The organism is Martinezella multihospitum (genome assembly GCF_900094585.1).
Lineage (GTDB): Bacteria > Pseudomonadota > Alphaproteobacteria > Rhizobiales > Rhizobiaceae > Rhizobium > Rhizobium multihospitium.
Genome location: NZ_FMAG01000008.1, coordinates 173,811 through 196,103, shown reverse-complemented (window position 1 = coordinate 196,103; position 22,293 = coordinate 173,811). Strand labels below are relative to the sequence as shown.

The window sequence follows — 22,293 nt, the reverse complement described above, 5'->3', positions numbered from 1 at the left end:
CATTGTCGGCGTGCCGAGAATTGCCACGGCAATCACCACGGAAACCGCCATCTTGATCGCTTTGATGCGCCGTGTCCTGACGCCGCTCCAATCATAACTCAAAATCACTAACCCTCACAAATCATTAATGATTCGCAAACTAGAGCTGACCCGCCTTTCGGCAAGGGACGGTAATGATTCGTCCACAACGGATATTTCCGCGACGCTTCGACAGCGCCGATGTCGAGATCATCTGATGGCCAAGGGAAACCGTTGGTACAGAAAGAGAGACTGCCGCGCCTAAGCTTCCCGGATGCCGAACCACGAGATTCTGCACCATCGTTTCATCTGCATCGACGGAGAAGGAAGGCTGAGATTTGGGGGAGATCATCCGTGAGGTTGCGACTCACCCGGACCGATATGGTGATTCTCATCACGATAATCGTCGCTAATCTTAGCCGGATAGGCGTCTGGCGATCGACGGCAGCCGCACGTTACTATCAAAAGGTGTGAGTCATCACCGCCGCCATCTTCGACGACTTACTGCAGAAAATATAGGAAAAGCAGTGTATTAAATGGCGAAGGACAGAGTCTTGGCTGTCACACGTTAACCGGTCATTAACCGTTAATCTCTGGACGGCCTGACAGAATCGTGTTCTATCTCCTGGCGGGCAAAGGTCGGCAAACCGGCGACAGGCCGCCAAGAGGGACAAATGGCGATAGCGAACCGCACGGAGACTGTAGCTCCTTCAAAGGAAAATGCAGCGAGCAAAATTGCGCGCCATGCAACGGTGTTGTCTGGTCAGCTCCAGCAGCTCAGAACGCGGATGTATCCGCCGAAATCCGAGAAGATGCTGCGCCAGTTCCTGACCAATGAAGTGTCCAAGCTGACCTCGATCCCGGATTCGACCCTGAAACTGATGTCGAGCGAAGGCCGAGGCCCTGCCCCGAGCCGGTTGGAGAACAATCATCGGGTCTACACGCTTGCCCAGATCAACGAATTGCGGGAGCTGTTTGCCAAGCAGAAGCCAACAGAAGCCCTTCGCTTCCTGCCTCGGCGCCGGCCGGGCGAGCATCTGCAGGTGATGGCGATAGCCAACTTCAAGGGTGGCAGTGCCAAGACGACCACTTGCGTCCACCTCGCACATTATCTTGCGCTGCATGGCTATCGCGTACTCGCCCTCGATCTCGATCCGCAGGCGTCGCTTTCGGCCATGTTCGGCGCCCAGCCGGAAATCGATGTCGGCGCCAACGAAACCATCTATGCGGCGCTCAGATACGATGCGGCCGAGAGGCGCTCGATCCGCGAAATCATCCGCAAAACCTATTTTGACGGCATTGATCTTATTCCGGGCAACCTGGAAGTCATGGAGTATGAGCACGAGACGCCGCGCGTTCTCGCCCAACGGTCCGGCTCCGGCGCCATCTTTTTCGAGCGCCTCAAGCTGGCGCTTGCCGAGGTCGAAAGCGACTACGATATCGTCATCCTCGACACGCCGCCGTCGCTCGGGTTTCTGACCCTGAGCGCCATCTACGCCGCCACAAGCATGATCATCACGGTGCATCCGGCCATGCTCGACGTGGCATCGATGAGCCAATTCCTGCTCATGATGGGCGATCTTATCAGCGTGCTCAACGAAAGCGGCGCGCAGCTCGATCAGGATTTCATCCGCTATCTGGTTACGCGCCACGATCCGAACGATGCGCCTCAATCGCAGGTCGTTGCGATGCTACGCCATCTCTTCGGCACCGATGTCCTCTTGCCAACGGCAATTGAGAGCACCGCGGTCGAGGCTGCCGGACTTGCCAAGCGCTCCCTCTACGAACTCGAAATGGGGCAGATCGGCCGAGACACGCACAAGCGCGCCCGCGAGGCCGTAGACGCCGTCAACGAAGCCATCGTTCATCTCATCAATACAAGTTGGGGGCGTGGATGACCAAAAGCCCGAGAAAATCCATCGTCGCCAGTTTCGGACTGCTTTCCGCCGAACTGGAAAGCAGCGAAAGCACGGCAGATCCGACGCCTCCTACCCCTGTCCCCGCACAGTCGGGGCGCGTCGGTGCTGGCGTGATCGGCGCCGCGCATCGCGCAATCGGCGATATACGTGCGGAGCGCGACCGGCTGCGTGCCATTGTCGAATCCGGCGAAGGCTGGATTCAGGATCTCGATCCGCATACGATCGATGCATCGCCCTATCCGGATCGCCTGCCCGACGACGATCCCCATGATTTCGAGAGATTCAAGCGCTCCCTCGAGGAGGAAGGTCAGAAGGTTCCGATCCAGGTACGACGACACCCCTCTTCCGGTGATCGGTATCAGGTCGTCTACGGCCATCGCAGATGGCGGGCCGCTCTCGAGCTCGGCCGTACCGTCCGTGCCATAGAGGTCGAGATCTCCGATCTCGATCTGGTTCTGGCCCAGGGTATTGAAAATGCCAGTCGGCAAGATCTGACATGGATCGAACGCGCCTTGTTTGCCTCGCGCATGGACGATGCAGGCATCAAGGCACGCCATATCTATGCGGCCCTTTCTATCGAAGATGCGGAGCTCGCACGAATGCGGAGCGTCTATCGTACGATTCCGGCGGATATCATCGAAGCGATCGGCAGGGCTCCGAAAGTCGGCCGGCCGCGTTGGCTAGACCTGGCGAAGACAATATCCGCCGCCCCCAATGCCCTTAAAGTGGTGCGCGCCGCCCTCTCCGACGCGAATGAGGCCAATGAAACTTCGGACCAGCGATTTCAGGTGGCGTTGAAGGCGATCAAGCCTCCGCCTGAGGCACGCAACACCCAGATCGCGATTTCCGATACGTCGGGAACCAGGCTGGGTGTGTTTATGACGTCGCCTCGGGAGGTTCGAATCGCTGCCGAAGGCAAGTTGGGTACGGAATTCGTAAGATTTGTCGAGGAAGCGCTGCCGGATCTTGTCGAGCGCTTCACTCGTTCGAGAAACAACCGCAACCCCTGACAGCTGTCAGGGTTTTCTGATTGGAAAGGAAACCTAGCAAAAGAAAAAAGGCCCCCAAACGTTGCCGTCGTGGAAGCCTTCTCTTCAATGTAGCAACTGAAGAATCGCATTTCCCCGAATCCCAGTCAAGAGTTTTTGGCACCGTTTTTGGTGATCGTATTTCTTTTGCCTCTTGAAGGTGAGGAAAATGCAGAATGGAAGTGTAACGACGCCTTTTGGGCGGCGGCCGATGACGCTTGCCTTGTTACGGCAACAGATTGCCGCGACCAGGATCGAGCCCAGTAAATCGGTCGACAAATGGAAGGTCTTTCGAGACGCATCCGAAGCACGACAAAAGCTCGGATTGCAGGATCGTAGCCTTGCCGTACTTGACGCTCTCTTGAGCTTCTATCCCGAAAATGAACTTCGCCAGGACGCCCAGCTCGTTGTCTTTCCGTCCAACGCGCAGCTGACCTTGCGCGCTCACGGCATTGCAGGAGCTACACTTCGCAGGCATCTCGCGCTTCTCGTCGAGGCCGGCCTGATCGTCAGAAGGGATAGCGCCAATGGCAAGCGCTATGCGAGAAAAGGCAGGACGGGCGAGATCGAAAATGCGTTCGGCTTCGATATCTCACCGCTGCTGCTGCGTGCCGAAGAGCTTGCGATCATGGCTCAGCAGGTCGCAGCAGACCGGATCGCATTCCGCCGCGCCAGGGAAAGCCTGACGATCTGCCGGCGCGACGTCCGCAAACTGATTGCAGCGGCGGTCACCGAAGGCGTCGGAGGCAACTGGGCACCGATCGAAGACAGCTATAACGCCCTCGTCGCCCGCATTCCTCGTTCGCCAACGATGTCCGACATCATCTCCATTCTCGACGATATGGAGCTTCTTCGCTGTGAAATCATCAACCTTCTGGAAACGCAGCAAAAAATTGAAAATTGTAGCACCAATGATGCCCATAATGAGCGGCACATACAGAGTTCGAATCCCGAATCCCTTAATGAACTTGAACCAAGCTTTCGAACAAAGCTAGAAGTGAGATCCATAGAGGGAAGCGGATCACAGAAAGAGCCAATGCGGATCTTCCCGTTAGCTCTTGTACTGAAGGCGTGCCCGGAAATAAGCTCGTATGGGCCGACAGGCATCATCAACAGCTGGCGGGACCTGATGTCTGCGGCTGTCGTCGTACGATCGATGCTGGGCGTCAGCCCCTCGGCCTATCAGCATGCTTGCGAGACAATGGGACCGGAAAATGCTGCCGCGACGATAGCTTGCATTCTCGAGCGATCAGGGCATATCAATTCGGCCGGCGCTTATCTTCGGGATCTTACGTCCAAGGCGAAACGCGGTGAATTTTCACTTGGCCCGGCGCTTATGGCATTGCTCCGAGCAAATAACGGAGATAGCGATATCGTATTGAGGGTTTCGTGATGGATTGCCTCGGTTTCCGGGATATTGACGACCTGATATGCGCCGTTGGGGTAAGCCCCTGGTACTGCAAAGCGAACGGGCAGCGAGACATGTCATTTCCATCAAATGATACGGCCACAGCCGATCCTTCTGCTATGGCCGTCCATTGACCGTCGAACATTGCCGACGGCATAGATCTGCGCGTTGGATTAACGGCAGACACGTTCCTTGCGAACGACCCAGTGGCCATGAACCTTATGCTTCACGGTCTTCACAACGCAATCGTGGTGATGACGATGGAACGGCGCTGCCTGGGAGGGGGCGCTGACGGCGACAACCGAAGCCAGGGCGATAACGGAAGAAAGAAGCAGGCTTTTCATGTTAAACCTCGTAAGCATTGGGGGTTGATGCTGCGTGTTTACGCATGACTTTGATGCCCGATTGCGACTTAACCGAAAATGAATAGCACCCTTACAATTTTGTAATGCATTTCGGAGACCGCCAGCTATTCGAACAGCCCATTCACGGGAAATTCGAGAGCAGCTAGACGGACCGAACTTGGCTTAGCCGGCTGCATCTGCTGTGCTATCTCTCACCGTTGTCCACCAGTCATGGGCTGCAACTGGGACCACAGCAGCGAGCGAGCGCAAACTCTCTGGAGATTTTATTGGTTCGGGATATCTCGTGATTGGCAGATCTGATCGGGAAATTCATCCAAAAAGCTGATCAGATCGCTCATTCAGACGCTGCTTTTTCCCCGATCCTGAAGGCGAGATCGCCGCTTGCGGGGCACTGCCTTTCCATGCTTCTGAAGCTTCGGCCGACACTGTATGGCTCATGGAAGCTAACATCAATATAGCTTCACAATTGAAAATTTTCCTTGGGAAATCCGATATTTAGACAGCGCCGAATTTGAGCATGAAAAGCGAAGCATTTCGTCTGTCTCAAGTAATATAGCACGCTAAGCAGACCGATTAGTCAAGAAAATTGTCGGTCAACAACATCGTTCAAATGGCCTGCAGACGGAACTGCATCGTCTTGCGCAGGAGCTCGATGGTCTCGGGAGCGCTCGGTCCTTCGATCGGAGGCGGCTGCAGACGTTCGCAGAATTCGCGCCACACGAACAGGGTCAGTTCCGCGCCGTCCGTCTCGGTCTCCCCCTCCCCTTCGGCAAAATGTTCGAGGATCCGATATCGGGCGTCCTGCCAGAACAGTTTCTCCACCCAATCGTAGATGGGGATGATGTGGAAGTGAAAGGCGAGTCCAGAAATATGGCCATAGCGACCGATATAGACGCGTGGAGCGCCCAGATCCTGTTTCAGGGCTGCTTGAGACGCTGCCAGCAGCGGACCGATCTCGCACAAGGCACTATCGGGTAAATCGAAGAGATCATTGGCGGATCTCTTGGACGCAATGATGAGATAGCCGGGGAGAGCCGAATTTGCGCGATGGCTTACGAGCCATCCGTCGGTCTCGGCGATGAGAAACTGTGACGCAGTCGTCATTACCTCTCCTTGATTTCAGCTATTATTCGTCGGCTACTTACGCTTCCGGCCAGGGCGGAAATAACAGCGCTCAGGACCAGCAAGTTGAAGTTCTCTTGGCTTTTCGATGGCCCAAGCTGAAGGGCAAGCGAATGCGTCTCTCATCATATCCATTCGAAGAACTCGTCTACGAAAGCAAGCACGCCGTTTATCCCAGGCACGGTTAACATAACTTACTGGATCGTTGCCGTGCCTGTTCCAGAGACTGTGATCTGAACCTGCGACCATAGGCAATAGAATTCGCGGTAATCGGCGCTGCGTTGGGACCCGGCGGCAGGACGAGCGCTACCGTTGCTGCGATGAAAGCTGCGTATAATTCGAGGGACATGTCGGGACTCCTTGAGGGTACAAGGCAGCCGTAATGGCGATATCAGCAAGGGACGATCATGGCGGATGGGCTAGGGCGACCTTCAGCACCCAATCGGAGAGGTCTTTCTCTCGTTGGGAGCCAGCCCGGTCTGCTTTCGGTCTTCGCCACGAAACCCTGACAGCTGTCAGGGTTTTCCGAGTAGCGGATGTTGGAGAGGCGGTCTCAGAAGATTTGCATCGTCCGACGACTGACAGAGTGGCAATATACGTTGTGCCACCCTCTCGCAAACGCAGGTCAAAAACCTGACAGTTGTCAGGGTTTTTAGCCTGTGGGGTTCCGTCGAAGCATCGCGATTGCCGGATGGATGGCCGTGGTTGATAATATGGGTGGCCACTTCTTTCTGGGTCGGAACTCCCAGGTATCGAAAGCTCCGACCGGGAATGTCTGCCCGTCAATGTCCCATGGATGCCTTCTTGCCGAGCGTTACGTTGCGCAGCGTCAGGGCGAGGGGGATGGCTGCGAGCGAGATTAGCGTCAGGACCCAGAAAGCGTCGATATAGGAGAGAAACGAAGCCTGGCTCTGTATTTGCTGATTGATCCAGGCAAGTGCTTGTTGGTGGGAGGTCAGAAGTGAGCTTCCTTGCGCCATGAAATAGTTGCTCAACTGACCAAAGGTATCTTGATAGGCTCCGTTCGACGGGACGATATGTTCGACCAGGCGGCTTTGATGGAACTGTTCGCGATGGGCGATGACGTTCGATATCAGCGACACACCAATCGATCCGCCGGTGTTGCGAGCGGCGTTCAGCAGGGCAGAGGCCTGGTCGGTCTTGCTGGCAGGAATCCCGTCATAGGAAGCCGAGGTGATCGGCAGGAAGATGAATGGCAGGCCAATCCCCTGCAGCATGCGGGCCTCGGCAAGATACCAGAAGCCTACGGCACTATAGACGCTGGTCACCTGGTACATCGACAGGGCAACGAAGCCGGCACCGATCGCGATCAGATACTTCGGCTGTACTTTCGACGACACGAAGCCGACCACGAACATCATGACCATGGTGACCACGCCGCCGGGGGACAGCATCAGCCCCGCCCATGTTGCGGTGTAGCCGAGATTCTGCTGAACCAGCTGCGGCAGATATTGCGTCGTGGCGAGCAGCAGGGCGCCCGTCGCCATCATCACCAGAAAGCAGGTGCCGAATTGGCGACTGACCAGCATCCTGATGTCGACGGCCGGATTCCTGTGCTTCAGTTCCCAGGGGATCATCAGCAGGAAGGCAAGCGCACAGATCACGGCTGCCGCAACGATGAAGCTGGAGCCGAACCAGTCGTCTTCCAGACCGCGGTCGAGCATCAGCTCCAGCATTCCAAGAAAGGTGGCGACGAGTCCGAAGCCGATCCAATCGAAGCCGGGCTCCCGCCTGTGCTTCTGAGCACGCTCCTGCGCGGCGCCTGCCGGTTCCTTGATCAGCATGGCAACGGCGGCAAGCGTCAGGATGCCGACGGGGCCGTTGATCAGGAAGCACCAGTGCCACGAGAAATTATCCGAAAGCCACCCGCCCAATGTCGGCCCGACCACCGGGGCAACGACGACGGCTACACCGAACAGAGCAAAGCCCTGCCCTCGCTTTTCAGGTGGAAAGCTGTCGGCCAGAATGGATTGCGCAACCGGCACCATGCCGCCACCGCCGATGCCCTGCAGGATCCGGGCAAGAAGCAGGAATTGCAGATTGGGCGCAAAGCCACACATGACGGAGCTGATGGTGAAAAGTGCGAGGCAGCCGAGAAAGAAAGTCCTGCGCCCGAAAATGCGCACGAGATAGCTGGTGGCCGTCACGATCACGGCGTTGGAAACGAGGTAGGTGGTGACGACCCAGGACGCTTCGTCCTGGCTGACACCGAGGCCGCCGGAAATATAGTTCAGGGCGACGTTGGCGATGGTTGTGTCGAGCACTTCCATGAAGCTGGCAAGTGCGACGACGATCGCGATGATCCAGGGGTTTGCCGCCGATCTGGCGGCAGCGTTCGTGCTCACAACACGGTCCTCAAGCTGTCCCATAAGGAGGGGCTGGCATCGGTGCGCACCGTGGGGACGACGGACATGCCCGGCCCCAGTGCGACATCGCTCGGCACGTCATCGAGCTCGATCTTCACCGGAACGCGCTGGACGATCTTCACATAGTTGCCGGTGGCGTTTTCCGCCGGAAGCAATGAAAATGCCGTTCCTGATCCCGGCTGTACGCTGGCGACATGGCCATAGATCGTGCGGCCGCTATACGCATCGATAGTCAGCGTTACCGGCTGGCCCGGGCGCATATGATCGAGCTGGGTTTCCTTGAAGTTGGCCGTAACCCAGAGCTTGTCCGGCACGAACATGGCCAGATTCGTGCCCGCCTGCACATATTCGCCGTCGCCGGCCGACAGTTGCACCACTCGACCCGGCTGCGCTGCCGTCATCGTCGTGTAGGAAAAATTGAGCTTGGCCTGGTCGAGCTGGGCTTGATCCTGCTTGAGAGTGGCCTGAACGTTGGCGATCTGGAAGTCATAAGCGTCGAGCTGACGCTGCGCAGCGGTCAATGAGGCTTGATCGGTGTTCAGGGCAGCCTGTTGCTGGTGCAATTGCGAGGTATATTGCTGCGCTTCCTGAAGAGTGCCGGAGCCGCTCTTCACCAGCCCCTGGTAGCGGTCGTTTTGCTGCTGGGCGAAGACGAGATTGGCTTGGGCCTGTGCGACCTGAGCCTTGGCCTCTTCCACATTCGCTCCCTGAACCCGCTTCTGTGCCTCAGTGTTCTGGATATTGGCGTTTGCGGCAGCGACCTGAGCCTGCGCCTGCTCCAGAGCTGTTTGATAGTCGCGATCGTCGATGCGGGCGATCACTTCACCGCTCATGACGTGCTGGTTGTCGGTGACGGGAACGGAAGAAATATAACCGGCTACCCGCGAGGTGATGGCATATTGCCGCGCAGCGATGAAGGCATCGTCGGTGCTCTCATAATGCGAGGCGTTGTCCCAATAGACAAAGGTCACCGCCGCCGCAACAGCGAGCGCGCTTCCGCCGATCAGGAGCATCCTCAGGCGTTGGGAGGGGCCGCTAGTCGGATCCTTCTGGCCGGTGTCATCCGGCGTTTCGGCATTTTCGTCGAGGATTCGGGTTTTATCGCCAGGTTGCGGCGCTTCTGCTCGTTCCTGCAGGGCCGGGAGGCCGCTTTGCTCATGATTTGCCTTGGCGCCGGTCGCCTTCGGCTCCAGCACGATCAATTTTCCGAGAGTCTCATCCTGAGGCGTGCTCATCTTCTACCTCTTCTGTCACCAGGGTTTAAATTGAAACGAAACGTTCAATTTAAATATTGACGTAGAGCTGATCGAGGTGTTAGTCAAGAGGTGCAGAGGGTGCTAAACCGCGTCCAAGCCAATCAAAAAGCAGTGAGGTCAGTCATGCCGCGAGAAATGGCAAAACCCCAAATTACACCGGCAAAGACAAATGCAACGCGACGTGGTCGCCCGCCGCGGGAGAGGGCAGGCGAAGTCGAGGACAGAATTTTGGAAGCGGCTCTCCAGGTCTTCATTGCCCGCGGCTATGAGGGTGCCAGCATTGATGAGATTGCCGAGGTGGCGAGAGCCGGCAAGCCGAGCATTTATGCGCGCTTCACGAACAAGGAGACCTTGTTCAGAGAGGTCGTCATCCGCTGGGCGCAAAAATCCGGCGAGATGGTGGGTTCCGCAACATCGGGCACCATTCTCGAGCGCTTTCAATCAGCGGGCGTCCTGATTGTCCAGCGCGCCATCCGGGCGGAAACCATAGGGCTTATACGCAGCGTGATCGGCGAGGCGACACGCCACCCGGATCTGGCGACCACGATCCACTACGCCATGCGGGCGCATGGGACGGCGACCGCGATGAAACTCCTAGCGGAATTGGCAGAGGCCAAAGAACTCAAGTCGCTCCCCGCCTTTGCACCGGCTAATATTGAAGCCACGACACGCTATTTCATCGATCTGGTGCTGCTGCCGATGATGATATCCTCGCTCTTCCATGCCGATCTGACGCCGGTGAAGTCGCAGATGGAGGATCATGCACGCGAGGCCGCCACTTTTTTCTTGCGCGGCTGTGGCTATAGCGGTGTTTGACTGTCGCGGCCTTCGCGAGACCGTCAGAACAGGGGAGAGCGGTTCAGCTTTTCTCGGAATCTCCGAACTGCCCTAGCTCTTTCTCTTCATACAATTCCAGGAAAACCGCTGCGCGCTCTTCCTGGAATTGCCCCAATCTTCAAAAGGCGGCGAGCAAGTTCGACCCGAAATCCGGCTCGACGCCGAGCAGCGGCGCGGCGTGGCTGATGATATCGTGGACCATGGGTGCTGCCGTTTCCGCAGCGAGGTTCAGGTTGTGAACGCCCGTCAGCGGCTGGTCGATGAAGGCCAGCACCACGTATTTCGGATTATCCATGGGGAATGCCGCCAGGAACGAATTGAAGCTGAGCTTGTGCGAGTAGACGCCGTGAATGACCTTGTTCGCGGTGCCCGTCTTCCCGCCGACATGATAGCCGGGGACGTCGGCGGCTCTGCCAGTGCCCTGTTCGCCGTTCAGACGGAAGAGGTAGCGGATCGTGTCGCTGGTGCTCTTCTTGACGATCATCGTCTCAGTCTTTTCCGCCTCTTCCTGTGTGCGCGGAAGGAAGGAAGGCTCGATCAGCTTGCCGCCGTCAATCAGGGCTGCACCGGCGACGGCAGTCTGCATCGGCGTGGTGGCGACGCCGTGGCCGAAGGCGATGGTGATAGAATTGAGCTTCTTCCAAACTTTTGGCTGGCTGGGCGCTTTCACCTCAGGCAGTTCGGTCTGCATCTTCGTCAACAGCCCGAAGCGGGTCAGATAGCTCTTCTGGATGGTCATGCCCACCTTGTCCATCATCTTGGCCGTGCCGATGTTGGACGAATAGCGGAAGATTTCCGGGATCGACAAGACACGCCGCGGCACGTCGCGGTCGTCATGGATGGTGAAGCCGCCGTAATGCAGAGGGGCGCTGGCGTCGAAGGTATCCGTCAGCTTGACCATGCCCGTGTCGATGGCCATCGCGATCGAGAAGGTCTTGAACACCGAGCCCATCTCGTCGGTGCCGTTCGACATGCGGTTCAGCCAGCCTTTGACGTCCGCCTGCGGATCGTTCGGATCGAAATCGGGGGCCGAGGCCATGGCCAGGACTTCGCCGGTGTGGATGTCGAGGATGACGGCGCCAGCCGCCTGACTCTGATAGCGGCCGATCGCATCAGACACCACGTCATGCACGACGTTCTGAACACGAAGATCGATCGAAAGTCGCACCGGCTCCAGTTGGTCCCGGCTCGTCAGGCCCGTGGAAGCGAGATCCGACAGGCCCTGCATGTCGAGATATTTCTCCATGCCGGCGACGCCGTGATTGTCGATATCGACATAGCCGAGAATATGTGCGGCTGTTCGCCCGCCCGGATAGAAACGCTTGACCTCAGGCCGAAACCCGATCGCCGGGATGCCGAGCGCTAGGATCTCGCTCTGTTCCTTCGGCGTCAGCTGCCGGCGCAGCCACGCAAAATGCGAGCGGCGGTCGGAAAGCTTTTTATAGAGTGATTTGCGGTCGATATCGGGAAAGATCGAAGCGATTTTTTCCACTGCCTCGTCCGGATCGATCACGCGATTGGGCTCGGCAAACATCGAAACGGTGCGGATGTCGGTTGCAAGCAATTCGCCGTTTCTGTCGACGATATCCGGACGCGCAGCGCTGACATGATCCGGCGGAATCGCCGACGTGTCGGTCCTCGGCTCCATATCGAAATAGGTAAGCCTGGCGAAGATCGCCACATAGCAGATGACCAGGCCGCCCGCGAGCATCATGATGCGGGCTTTGGCGAGTTTGGCCTTACCGGTGGCGCGCACTGGCGGTCGCTCGCGCCCCCCCGGACCGAAGGTGATTCTGATGAGGCGACCGCTATTTGCGCTGAGGGCGTGGATGATCGACATGAACGATTATTCGCAAAAACTGGGAAGGCGGATTTGCCTCTCGATTAACAATCTTTAAACGCAAGATGGTTAACAGGAGTCTAATTATAAGTTCTTCTTACTAACGTTGTGTTTGAAGAAGACCTCGCGCTTTGCGCGCAAACAGTTATGGGCAAGACGGCCTTGCCCGACTATGCTCGCATCAGAATTATTTGGATGTTATTCAGAGCGCGAGCTGCTCGGCGCCCTGAGCTCGAGCTAGAACCTCGAGTTCCTCATAAAGCGATTCCGCAAAACTGCGCAGAACAGTCAGCTCGAAATCGTTCATGCCGGTGCGCGTGAGCTGCACCGAGATATGACCGAAAAGCGTCGTGGCACTGCGTCCTTCCGGGAAGCTCGATGGATGCAGATCGACGGCCGTACCTTTGGTGAGTATGCGGGGGGCGTCCTGGCCCGAAACGAGGATGCGGATACGGCCGTGGCTTTGGTCGCAGATGAAGGCGCGGCCGGCCAGGGCATCGGCAAGAGCTTGCCTTTGGGATTTAACGAGCTGCTCATTGCCGGCGATGAACCATTGCCGGTATCCCGCCGGGCGTACGGAACTTTGCTTGACGCCGGCCGCAGCAAGATGGGCCGCAAGCTCTTCGCTCGTCGTCACGCCCATCACATGCAGGAGATGGCCTTCGGCCAAGGCTTCCAGCCGGATGGTCTCGCCTTGTAGAACGGCCCTCCCGGCAAGGACCGGCTTTGATATCGGCAAATCAGGCATGGAGTTTCTCATTCTGAGGGTCGATGAAGACCGGGCTGCAGATCACTGCATCCGTGTATTCGTTTCTAAGGCCGTTCCAGACGACGACCTTTTCGCCGATGCGCTCCGGCCCGTTCTTGATGAGAGCGAGCCCGATCGTATGGCCGAGGCTCGGCGAAAAGGCGCTTGACGTTACATAGCCCTGGTCATTTTCGAGCGTCGCCGCCGCACCTTCCGCGAGGATATGGGCGCCTGTCCGGAAGCTTGTTGCCGGGTCTATCGGTTTGACACCGACGAGGCGAGCCCGATCGGTTGCCTGCAGGCCCTCGCGCTGAAGCATCGCCTTGCCGATGAAATCGGGCTTTGTGGCCGAAACCATACGACCAAAGCCAAGATCCCCGGGCGTTACCGTGCCGTTGATCTCGGCATGGGTGACGTGGCCCTTTTCGATCCGCATGACGCCGAGTGCCTCGGCGCCATAGGCGCAGATCTCATGCTTCCGGCCCGCCTCCATGATGGTGTCGGCGACGAATTCGCCGTAAGCCGCAGGGACGCCGAGCTCGTAGGCGAGTTCGCCGGAAAAGGAGATGCGGAACAGTCGTCCCTCAAGCTTGCCGCCGAACAGGGAGACCGCGCGTGCGCTCATGAACGGGAAAGCCGCATCGGAAATGTCCTCGTCGACGATCTCAGAAAGGATGGCTCGAGATTTCGGGCCGGCGACTGCCATCTGCGCCCATTGGTCGGTCGACGAGGCAAAATAGACCTCTAGCTCGGGCCAGAGTGTCTGGGCGCAAAATTCCAGATGGGTGAGCACGCCAGCGGCAAGCGCGGTCGTCGTCGTCATGAAGAAATGGTCTTCGCTCAGGCGGCTGGTGGTGCCGTCATCATAGATCATGCCGTCTTCGCGCAGCATGATGCCGTAGCGCGCCTTGCCGACGGAAAGCTTGGCAAAGCCATTGCAATAGATGCGGTCGAGAAAGGTTGCCGCGTCCTTGCCGAAGATCTCGATCTTGCCGAGCGTCGAGACGTCGCAGATACCGGCATTCCTGCGGATGTTCAGCACTTCGCGATCCACGCTTTCGCGCCAGGTCTTCTCGCCCTCGCGCGGAAACCAGGAAGAGCGGTACCAGAGCCCGGTTTCGACGAAGACCGCGCCATTCTTTTTCGCCCATGCGTGCAGGGGGGATTTGCGCGCCGGTTGAAAATGCTTAGCCCGCGAAGTACCTGTTAACGCACCGAAGGAAACTGGCGTGTAGAAGGGCCTGAATGTCGTGGTGCCGACCTCGGCCGGCGAGACGCCGCGGGCTTCGGCCAGAATGCCGATGGCATTGATATTGGAAAGCTTGCCCTGGTCGGTAGCCATACCGTTTGTCGTATAGCGCTTGGCAAGCTCGACATCGCCGTAGCCTTCGCGCACGGCAAGGCCGAGATCTTTCAGGTTCACGTCGTTCTGATAGTCGACGAAGGCCTTGCCCTTGCCGCCCTTGACGAACCAGAGCGGAGACGCTGCCTGTCTCCTATCCTCGACCGGCGCGAAAGCCGGGTCGACCCTGGCAAAGCCGATTGCCGTCAGCGCCTCGACGGCCTTGCCGGCGCCATCGCCAAGACATGCCTCGGTGGAGGCAAGGCCGGCGGCGGCACCAGCCATCGTCACGCCTTCCTGTCTTTCCGGAGCCAGGAAGGCTGCATGCTTTTCCGACCAGATCGGCTTTGCGCCGCGATGGCAGGCAAGATGAATGATAGGGCTCCAGCCGCCGGACATGGCGAGCGCATCGGCTTCGATATCGCGGTTGCCGGAGGAGGTCGCGATCGTCACACGACGCAGTTGCCTGCCGCCATGCGCATCGATGACGCGAGCGCCGGTGAGCATCTGCGCCCTGCCTTTCCAGCCTTCGCCGCTATTGGCGCGGCTATCGACGATGGCGGCCACCTCGATGCCGGCAGCTTCAAGATCAGCCGCTGTCTGATAGCCGGACTGGTTTGTCGTAAAGACCACTGTGCGCTTACCGGGGGCAACCGCCTGCCGGTTCAGATAGCTGCGCATGGCGCCGGCCATCATGACGCCTGGAATGTCGTTGCCGCCGAAGACGAGCGGCCGCTCCTCCGCGCCGGTTGCAAGGATTGCCTGCCTGGCGATGATGCGCCAAAAGCGCTCGACCGGCCGCCGCGCATCAGGCGTCGCCACGTGTTTCTGAACGCGCTCGACTGCCCCGAAGACGTTGTCGTCGTACCAGCCGATGACAGTCGTTCGTGGCAGGCACTGCATGTTCGGCAGGTTTTCGAGCTCGTTCAGGATGGTGTCGAGTGCCGGGTTCTTCTCCGCGAGCAGATTGCCGCCGAGGGCGAAACCTTCATCTGCAAGAAGAACGCGCGCGCCGGCGCGTCCAGCCGTCAGTGCCGCGGCAAGGCCGGAAGGACCAGCGCCGATGACGAGCAGATCGCAATGCGCCCAGCATTTTTCGTAGGAATCCGGATCAGCCTCATAGGAGGCCTTGCCGAGACCGGCGGCCTTGCGGATCAGCGGCTCGTAGACCTTTTCCCAGAAGGCGGCCGGCCACATGAAGGTCTTGTAGTAGAAGCCGGCGCTAAGGAAGGGCGAGAGCAGGCCGTTCACCGCGCCGACATCGAAGGCGAGCGAGGGCCAGCGGTTCTGGCTGCGCGCCGTGAGCCCGTCATAAAGTTCGATCATCGTGGCGCGGCTGTTGGCCTCGGTGCGGCCGCCCATGCCGGTCGTGACAAGCGCATTGGGTTCGGCGGTTCCCGCCGTCAGGATGCCGCGCGGTCTATGATACTTGAAGCTGCGCCCGACGAGCTGGACGCCGTTGGCCAGCAGCGCCGAGGCGAGCGTGTCGCCGGGATGGCCCGTCAGATCCTGACCATCGAAACGGAAGGCGACGGTCTTCGAACGATCGATCCGGCCGCCGGAGGATAGGCGATGGCTGCTCATGCCTCACCCCCGAGCTTGGCAAGTGCCGCATCGCTGACGCGATAGACCTTGTGGGTGACGGTGTCGCGCTCGACGATCAGCCAGCGGCGGCAGCCGGAGGCGTGGTGCCAATATTCCTTGTGAAGCCCCTTCGGATTGTCGCGCAGATATACGTAGTCGTACCAGTCATCCGCGCTGGCATTGGCTTTCGGGCGCGCGAGGTTTGCATCCCCTTTGATGGTGAACTCTTCTTTGGGGCGGGCGCCGCAATGAGGGCAGGAAATCAGGCTTGCCATGTCGTCATGTCCTCAATGCAGGTTCGGCTGGGCGCCGACGCCCTTTTCATCGATCTGATAGCCGCGTTGGAATCGATCGAGGCGCAGCTGCGTCGCCGTTTCATGCGGCTCGTTGCGGGCGATCAGATGCGCGTAGCAATAGCCCGACGCCGGCGTCGCCTTGAAGCCGCCGTAACACCAGCCGGCGTTCAGATAGAGATTGTCGATATGGGTCCGGTCGATGATCGGCGAGCCGTCCATGCTCATATCCATCACGCCACCCCATGTGCGCAGATAGCGCACGCGGGTCAGAGACGGGATCATCGCAACGCCGGCTTCCGCGACATGTTCGACAGTCGCAAGGTTGCCGCGTTGGGCGTAGGAATTGTATCCGTCGATATCGCCGCCGAAGACGAGGCCGCCCTTGTCCGACTGCGAGACATAGAAATGTCCGGCGCCGAAGGTGACGACGCAGTCGATGAATGGTTTCAATCCCTCGGAGACGAAGGCCTGCAGCACATGGCTTTCGATCGGCAGGCGCAGACCCGCCATGTCGGCGACGACGGTGGAGTTGCCGGCCGCCGCCAGCGCCAGCTTACCGCAGCCGATGAAACCCTTCGTCGTCTCGACACCGGTGACGCGGCCCTCGTCGGTGCGGATGCCTGTGACTTCGCAGCCGGTGATGATGTCGACGCCGTGGCTGTCGGCGCCGCGGGCATAGCCCCAGGCGACCGCATCGTGGCGGACCGTGCCGCCGCGCTGTTGCAACAACCCGCCCATGATCGGGAAGCGGGCATTGTCGAAATCGAGGAAGGGCAGTTTCTGGCGGACGGCGTTACGGTCGAGCAATTCCGCATCGACGCCGTGCAGGCGCATGGCGTTGCCCCGACGGGTATAGGCGTCGCGTTGCGCATCGGAGTGAAAGAGATTGAGCACGCCGCGCTGCGAGACCATGGCGTTGAAGTTGAAGTCCTGCTCCAGCCCTTCCCAGAGCTTCATCGACAGCTCGTAGAAGGGATTGTTGCCGGGAAGCAGGTAGTTCGAGCGGATGATCGTAGTATTGCGGCCGATATTGCCCGAGCCGAGATAGCCCTTCTCCAGAACGGCGACATTGGTGATGCCGAAGGTCTTGGCGAGATAGTAGGCCGTTGCCAGACCATGACCGCCGCCACCGACGATGATGACGTCATAATGTTGCTTCGGTTGTGGCTGCCGCCAGGCAGGCGCCCAGCCGGTATTGCCGCGAAGACCGTTGAGGAAAACTGAAAAGGCCGAATAGCGCATGGTTCGATCCGCTTGGAATTGCGCTCATGATGCCAGAGTGAAAAATGCGGACTTGCCCAAATAGGACCAATTTCGATAGAAAAGGGACATGGCCGCGGTAGATAGCAAAAATAGCCAGAATATCGGTTTTATCCTGATCCCGGGATTTGCGCTGATGTCCTTTGCATCCGCAAGCGAGCCCTTGCGCGCCGCCAACCTCCTGGCCGGGCGCGAAATCTACAGGCAGACAAATTTTTCGCCGGATGGCGCGCCGTCGCTGTCATCGGGCGGCGTACCGGTGCCGGCCGCGCCGCTTCCAGGGCGAGGCTCGGATATTGGCACCGTCTTTGTCTGCGCCGGCGGATCGGCGCGAGACTGGCACTATCCCGCAGTTCTCGCCTGTCTTCGTCAGCTGGCACGCGAAGGCGTGCGCATAGGCGGGATTTCAGGCGGCTCCTATCTGCTTGCTGCCGCCGGCCTTTTGGCCGAGCGTGATTTTACCATTCACTGGGAATATGCGCCGGCATTGTTCGAAGCCTTCCCGACGCTTTCGCCTCGCCAAGCCCGCTTTGTCGTCGATGGCAATCGGATTACCTGCGGCGGCGGGATTGCGTCGCTCGACATGATGCATGTGTTGATATCAGAGCGCATGGGCGCCGATTTTGCCAGGCGCGTCAGCGATTGGTATCTGCATACGGAGGTCGGCGAACCGACGGCACCGCAACGGGGCTCGCTTGCCGAACGCTACGGTGTCCATCATCCAGGCCTGCTCAGCGTTCTGGAAAAGATGGAGGAGACCATCGAGATGCCGCTCGATCGTGCCGCGATGGCGCGCATCGCCGGTGTTACGCCGCGTCATCTGGACAGGCTCTTTGCCGCCCATCTCGGCTCGACCTTCCTGGAACAATATCGGCGTATCAGGCTGCAGCATGCCAGGCGTCTCCTCGAACAGAGCCCGCTGTCGATATCCGAGATTGCTCTTGCCACCGGTTTTTCCAGCGGCGCGCATTTCTCCAGAGCCTATCGCGATCTGTACGGCGCGGCGCCCAGCGAAGCTCGCCAGGGATGACTTTCGCCGCAGTTGAGAAAATTTCACTGGGAGGATAGAGTTCTTCCCAACAAGCCCTGCCGGCAAAAAAGGATACAGAATGAAAACCAAGGCAGACAAGATAGCGGCTGATGACCAATCCCACGGCGGACGGTCGGCCTTCTCGCAGAACCCGCATGCGGTGCGCGAGCCCAAGGAAAACAATCTCGAAATGGCGATCGGCCACGAGGTCCGCGCCTACCGCAAGAAGCTCGGCATCACCGTCACCGACCTAGCCGCCGCAACGGGTATCTCGCTCGGCATGCTGTCGAAGATCGAAAACGGCAATATCTCACCGTCGCTGACAACGCTGCAATCGCTGTCGCGCGCGCTCGGCGTGCCGCTGACGGCCTTCTTCCGCCGCTATGAAGAGCCGCGCAACGCCGTCTTCGTCAAGGCTGGCCAGGGCGTCGAACTCGAACGTCGCGGCACGCGCGCCGGCCATCAGTATAACGTGCTCGGCCATATCGACAACAATTCGAGCGGTGTCATCGTCGAGCCCTATCTCATCACGCTGACGGCGGATTCCGATGTGTTTCCCACTTTCCAGCATGAGGGCATGGAGTTCCTCTATATGCTCGAGGGCGAGGTGATGTATCGCCATGGCGATCAGCTTTATCCCATGCAGCCGGGCGACAGCCTCTTCTTCGATGCCGATGCGCCGCATGGCCCGGAGGTCCTGGTAAAACTGCCAGCCAAGTACCTTTCGATCATCAGCTATCCACAGCGGGGCAAGACCGATTAACTTGCCTTAAAAGAAAAATTTATTCTTTTGAGTTGAAAAGACGCTGTGGACCTGATAGCCATTTTGCAGATGCGAAATTGGAGGCTTTGGGCATGTGCGGAATTGTCGGTCTTTTCTTGAAGGATAAGGCGCTGGAGCCGAAACTCGGTGCGCTTCTGTCCTCCATGCTGGTGACGATGACCGATCGCGGACCTGATAGCGCAGGCATCGCGATCTACGGCAGCGATAACGGTACGACAGCGAAGATAACCGTTCAGTCGGCTGATCCGACGAAGGATTTCGACGGGCTGGAATACGAACTGAGACGCGCGCTCGACGTGCCGGTCTCCGTCGTCGTCAAGAGCACGCACGCGGTTATCACTCTTGCCAAGGAGAAGCTCGACGAGGGCAGGGTGGCGCTGACGCAACTGCGCCCGAATATCCGCGTCATGAGCAGCGGCGATACCGTCGAGATCTACAAGGAAGTCGGCCTGCCGAAGGATGTGGTCTCGCGCTTCGGCGTGATGGCCATGTCGGGTACGCACGGGATCGGCCATACCCGTATGGCGACCGAGTCGGCCGTCACGACCCTTGGCGCTCATCCCTTCTCCACCGGTTCGGACCAGTGCCTGGTTCACAATGGTTCGCTGTCGAACCACAACAACCTGCGCCGGGAGTTGAAGCGCGTGGGCATGACCTTCGAGACGGAAAATGACACCGAAGTCGCTGCTGCCTATCTGACGGCCGAGATGGCCAAGGGCAAGGATCTCGGCGCGGCGTTGGAAGGCGCGGTCGATGATCTCGACGGCTTCTTCACTTTCGTCGTCGGCACCAAGTCCGGTTTCGGCGTCGTTCGCGATCCCATCGCCTGCAAGCCGGCCGTCATGGCTGAAACCGATCAATATGTCGCTTTCGGCTCGGAATATCGTGCGCTGGTCAATCTCCCTGGCATCGAAAATGCCCGCGTCTGGGAACCGGAGCCGGCGACCGTCTATTTCTGGGATCACGAAAAGGCTGCCTGATCAGAAGTGCCGCAATCGAGAGAGTTTTTCATGCCAGTTTTCGACCTTTCCCTCACACCGCTCCGTGAACTCAACAGCGCCCTTCATGGCCTTCCTCCGGGTGCCAACGATCTGGCCTTCGAAGTCGTCAACCCACGCGGCCATCATGCCGTGGCTGCCGGTATCGACGCGCCCGTTACTGTCGATATCAAGGGTTCCGTCGGCTACTACTGCGCTGGCATGAATGATGGCGGCAATGTCACGGTGCATGGCTCCGCCGGTCCCGGCGTTGCCGAAAACATGATGTCCGGCAGCGTCGTCATCGAAGGCGATGCCAGCCAATATGCCGGAGCAACCGGCCGCGGCGGCCTGCTTGTCATCAAGGGCAATGCGGCCTCGCGCTGCGGCATCTCGATGAAGGGTATCGATATCGTCGTCTATGGCAATATCGGCCATATGTCCGCCTTCATGGGACAGTCGGGCCATCTGGTCGTCTTGGGCGACGCCGGCGATGCGCTGGGCGACAGCCTCTATGAGGCCAAGCTTTTTGTTCGCGGTTCGGTGCAAAGCCTCGGTTCCGATTGCATCGAAAAGGAGATGCGCCCGGAGCATCTGGAAAAGCTTGCCGAGCTGCTCGAGAAGGCTGGCGTGCGCGGCGTCAAGCCTGAGGAATTCAAGCGCTACGGATCGGCTCGCAAGCTCTACAATTTCAACATCGACAATGCCGACGCCTATTGAGACGAAGGGGACCTCATGAGCTATCACAACCCACCTACGCCACCCCGCAAGTCGGCGACCTTCGACGATCATACGCTGGCGGAAATCCGCCGCGCTGCGGCGACCGGCATCTACGATATCCGTGGCGCCGGCACGAAGCGCAAGGTGCCGCATTTCGACGATCTGCTGTTCCTCGGCGCCTCGATCTCGCGCTATCCGCTCGAAGGTTATCGCGAGAAATGCGATACGACCGTCGTTCTCGGCAGTCGCTTTGCCAAGAAGCCGATCACGCTGAAGACCCCGATCACCATTGCTGGCATGAGCTTCGGGGCGCTTTCGGGCAATGCCAAGGAAGCACTTGGCCGCGGCGCGACGATTGCCGGCACGTCGACGACGACGGGCGACGGCGGCATGACGGACGAAGAGCGCGGCCATTCGCAGACGCTGGTCTATCAATATCTTCCCTCGCGCTACGGCATGAACCCGAAAGATTTGCGCCGCGCTGACGCCATCGAAGTTGTGGTCGGCCAAGGGGCCAAACCCGGCGGCGGCGGCATGCTGCTCGGCCAGAAGATCTCCGATCGCGTCGCCAACATGCGCAATCTGCCGAAGGGTATCGACCAGCGCTCTGCCTGCCGTCACCCGGACTGGACCGGCCCCGATGATCTCGAAATCAAGATCATGGAGCTGCGTGAGATCACCGACTGGGAAAAGCCGATCTATGTGAAGGTCGGCGGCGCGCGCCCCTATTACGACACGGCTCTTGCGGTCAAGGCCGGTGCCGACGTCGTCGTGCTTGACGGCATGCAGGGCGGCACGGCCGCGACCCAGGACGTCTTCATCGAGAATGTCGGCATGCCGACGCTTGCCTGCATTCGTCCAGCCGTTCAGGCGCTGCAGGATCTCGGCATGCACCGCAAGGTGCAGCTGATCATCTCCGGCGGCATCCGGTCGGGTGCTGATGTGGCGAAAGCCCTAGCGCTCGGCGCCGACGCGGTTGCCATCGGCACGGCGGCACTGGTCGCGCTCGGCGACAACGATCCGAAATGGGAAGAGGAATACCAGAAGCTCGGCACGACGGCCGGCGCCTATGACGACTGGCACGAGGGCAAGGACCCGGCCGGCATCACGACGCAGGACCCGGAGCTCGCAAGCCGGCTCGACCCTATTGCGGCGGGCCGACGCCTTGCCAATTATCTGAAAGTGATGACGCTGGAAGCGCAGACGATCGCGCGTGCTTGCGGCAAGAATCACCTGCACAACCTGGAGCCGGAGGACCTGTGTGCGCTGACGATGGAGGCGGCCGCCATGGCACAAATCCCGCTCGCCGGCACCAACTGGTATCCGGGCAAGGGAGGCTTCTGACATTCCGGCCGGGCCGAAAGGCCCGGTC

The 22,293-nt window shown here is 59.2% G+C and carries 18 protein-coding genes; 9 read left to right on the top strand and 9 right to left on the bottom strand.

Features of this window, described 5'->3' with window-relative positions:
* Window positions 1–692: 692 nt before the first annotated feature.
* From repA to repC, 3 genes are all read left to right on the top strand, one after another.
* A complete protein-coding gene (gene repA, locus GA0061103_RS27575) occupies window positions 693–1,916 on the top strand; it encodes a plasmid partitioning protein RepA (protein ID WP_092716826.1) in 1,224 nt (407 codons plus the stop codon).
* Window positions 1,913–2,947: a plasmid partitioning protein RepB gene (repB, locus tag GA0061103_RS27570; protein WP_092716824.1), complete on the top strand. Its 1,035-nt coding sequence runs from the start codon at window positions 1,913–1,915 to the stop codon at window positions 2,945–2,947. The genes repA and repB overlap by 4 nt, the downstream gene beginning before the upstream one ends.
* Window positions 2,948–3,134: 187 nt before the next feature.
* Window positions 3,135–4,358 (top strand): plasmid replication protein RepC, encoded by a 1,224-nt coding sequence (gene repC / locus GA0061103_RS27565; RefSeq protein ID WP_092716823.1) that lies wholly within the window; start codon window positions 3,135–3,137, stop codon window positions 4,356–4,358.
* A 188-nt stretch (window positions 4,359–4,546) separates the two neighbouring features.
* Here the strand turns inward: repC and GA0061103_RS35155 are convergent, their stop codons facing one another.
* The 4 genes from GA0061103_RS35155 to GA0061103_RS27550 form a co-directional block, all read right to left on the bottom strand.
* The gene (locus GA0061103_RS35155) at window positions 4,547–4,717 is read right to left on the bottom strand and encodes a hypothetical protein (protein WP_167376662.1); all 171 of its coding nucleotides are present in this window, start codon (window positions 4,715–4,717) and stop codon (window positions 4,547–4,549) included.
* A 627-nt stretch (window positions 4,718–5,344) separates the two neighbouring features.
* A complete protein-coding gene (locus GA0061103_RS27560) occupies window positions 5,345–5,842 on the bottom strand; it encodes an HIT family protein (protein ID WP_092716821.1) in 498 nt (165 codons plus the stop codon).
* A gap of 800 nt (window positions 5,843–6,642) precedes the next feature.
* The gene (locus tag GA0061103_RS27555; protein WP_092716820.1) at window positions 6,643–8,250 is read right to left on the bottom strand and encodes a DHA2 family efflux MFS transporter permease subunit; all 1,608 of its coding nucleotides are present in this window, start codon (window positions 8,248–8,250) and stop codon (window positions 6,643–6,645) included.
* Window positions 8,223–9,482, bottom strand: coding sequence for an HlyD family secretion protein (locus GA0061103_RS27550; protein WP_092717129.1), 1,260 nt, complete (start codon window positions 9,480–9,482; stop codon window positions 8,223–8,225). Before GA0061103_RS27550 ends, GA0061103_RS27555 begins: the two co-directional genes overlap by 28 nt.
* 249 nt (window positions 9,483–9,731) lie before the next feature.
* On the opposite strand from GA0061103_RS27550, the gene GA0061103_RS27545 reads away from it, so the two are divergent.
* A complete protein-coding gene (locus GA0061103_RS27545) occupies window positions 9,732–10,319 on the top strand; it encodes a TetR/AcrR family transcriptional regulator (RefSeq protein WP_167376661.1) in 588 nt (195 codons plus the stop codon).
* Between the two features lie 139 nt (window positions 10,320–10,458).
* On the opposite strand, the gene GA0061103_RS27540 is transcribed toward GA0061103_RS27545, so the two are convergent.
* From GA0061103_RS27540 to GA0061103_RS27520, 5 genes are all read right to left on the bottom strand, one after another.
* Window positions 10,459–12,180, bottom strand: a complete 1,722-nt coding sequence (locus GA0061103_RS27540; protein ID WP_092716816.1) for a peptidoglycan D,D-transpeptidase FtsI family protein — start codon at window positions 12,178–12,180, stop codon at window positions 10,459–10,461.
* Window positions 12,181–12,382: 202 nt separating this feature from the next.
* Window positions 12,383–12,928, bottom strand: coding sequence for a sarcosine oxidase subunit gamma family protein (locus tag GA0061103_RS27535; protein WP_092716814.1), 546 nt, complete (start codon window positions 12,926–12,928; stop codon window positions 12,383–12,385).
* A complete protein-coding gene (locus GA0061103_RS27530) occupies window positions 12,921–15,854 on the bottom strand; it encodes a sarcosine oxidase subunit alpha family protein (protein ID WP_092716812.1) in 2,934 nt (977 codons plus the stop codon). The genes GA0061103_RS27535 and GA0061103_RS27530 overlap by 8 nt, the downstream gene beginning before the upstream one ends.
* Window positions 15,851–16,129: a sarcosine oxidase subunit delta gene (locus tag GA0061103_RS27525; protein ID WP_092716810.1), complete on the bottom strand. Its 279-nt coding sequence runs from the start codon at window positions 16,127–16,129 to the stop codon at window positions 15,851–15,853. The genes GA0061103_RS27530 and GA0061103_RS27525 overlap by 4 nt, the downstream gene beginning before the upstream one ends.
* Window positions 16,130–16,141: 12 nt before the next feature.
* Entirely contained in the window at window positions 16,142–17,392 is a 1,251-nt protein-coding gene (locus tag GA0061103_RS27520; RefSeq protein WP_092716809.1) for a sarcosine oxidase subunit beta family protein, read from the bottom strand.
* An 88-nt stretch (window positions 17,393–17,480) separates the two neighbouring features.
* Between GA0061103_RS27520 and GA0061103_RS27515 the strand changes: the two genes are divergently transcribed.
* From GA0061103_RS27515 to GA0061103_RS27495, 5 genes are all read left to right on the top strand, one after another.
* Complete coding sequence (locus GA0061103_RS27515) at window positions 17,481–18,440, top strand: GlxA family transcriptional regulator (RefSeq protein WP_092716807.1); 960 nt, start codon at window positions 17,481–17,483, stop codon at window positions 18,438–18,440.
* 79 nt (window positions 18,441–18,519) lie between these two features.
* Window positions 18,520–19,203 carry a helix-turn-helix domain-containing protein gene (locus GA0061103_RS27510; RefSeq protein WP_092716805.1) on the top strand — a complete coding sequence of 228 codons (684 nt, stop codon included), beginning with the start codon at window positions 18,520–18,522 and terminating at the stop codon, window positions 19,201–19,203.
* Window positions 19,204–19,295: 92 nt separating this feature from the next.
* Complete coding sequence (locus GA0061103_RS27505; RefSeq protein WP_092716803.1) at window positions 19,296–20,204, top strand: class II glutamine amidotransferase; 909 nt, start codon at window positions 19,296–19,298, stop codon at window positions 20,202–20,204.
* A gap of 30 nt (window positions 20,205–20,234) precedes the next feature.
* The gene (locus tag GA0061103_RS27500) at window positions 20,235–20,921 is read left to right on the top strand and encodes a GltB/FmdC/FwdC-like GXGXG domain-containing protein (protein WP_092716801.1); all 687 of its coding nucleotides are present in this window, start codon (window positions 20,235–20,237) and stop codon (window positions 20,919–20,921) included.
* Between the two features lie 15 nt (window positions 20,922–20,936).
* A complete protein-coding gene (locus tag GA0061103_RS27495; protein ID WP_092716799.1) occupies window positions 20,937–22,265 on the top strand; it encodes an FMN-binding glutamate synthase family protein in 1,329 nt (442 codons plus the stop codon).
* Window positions 22,266–22,293: the final 28 nt, after the last annotated feature.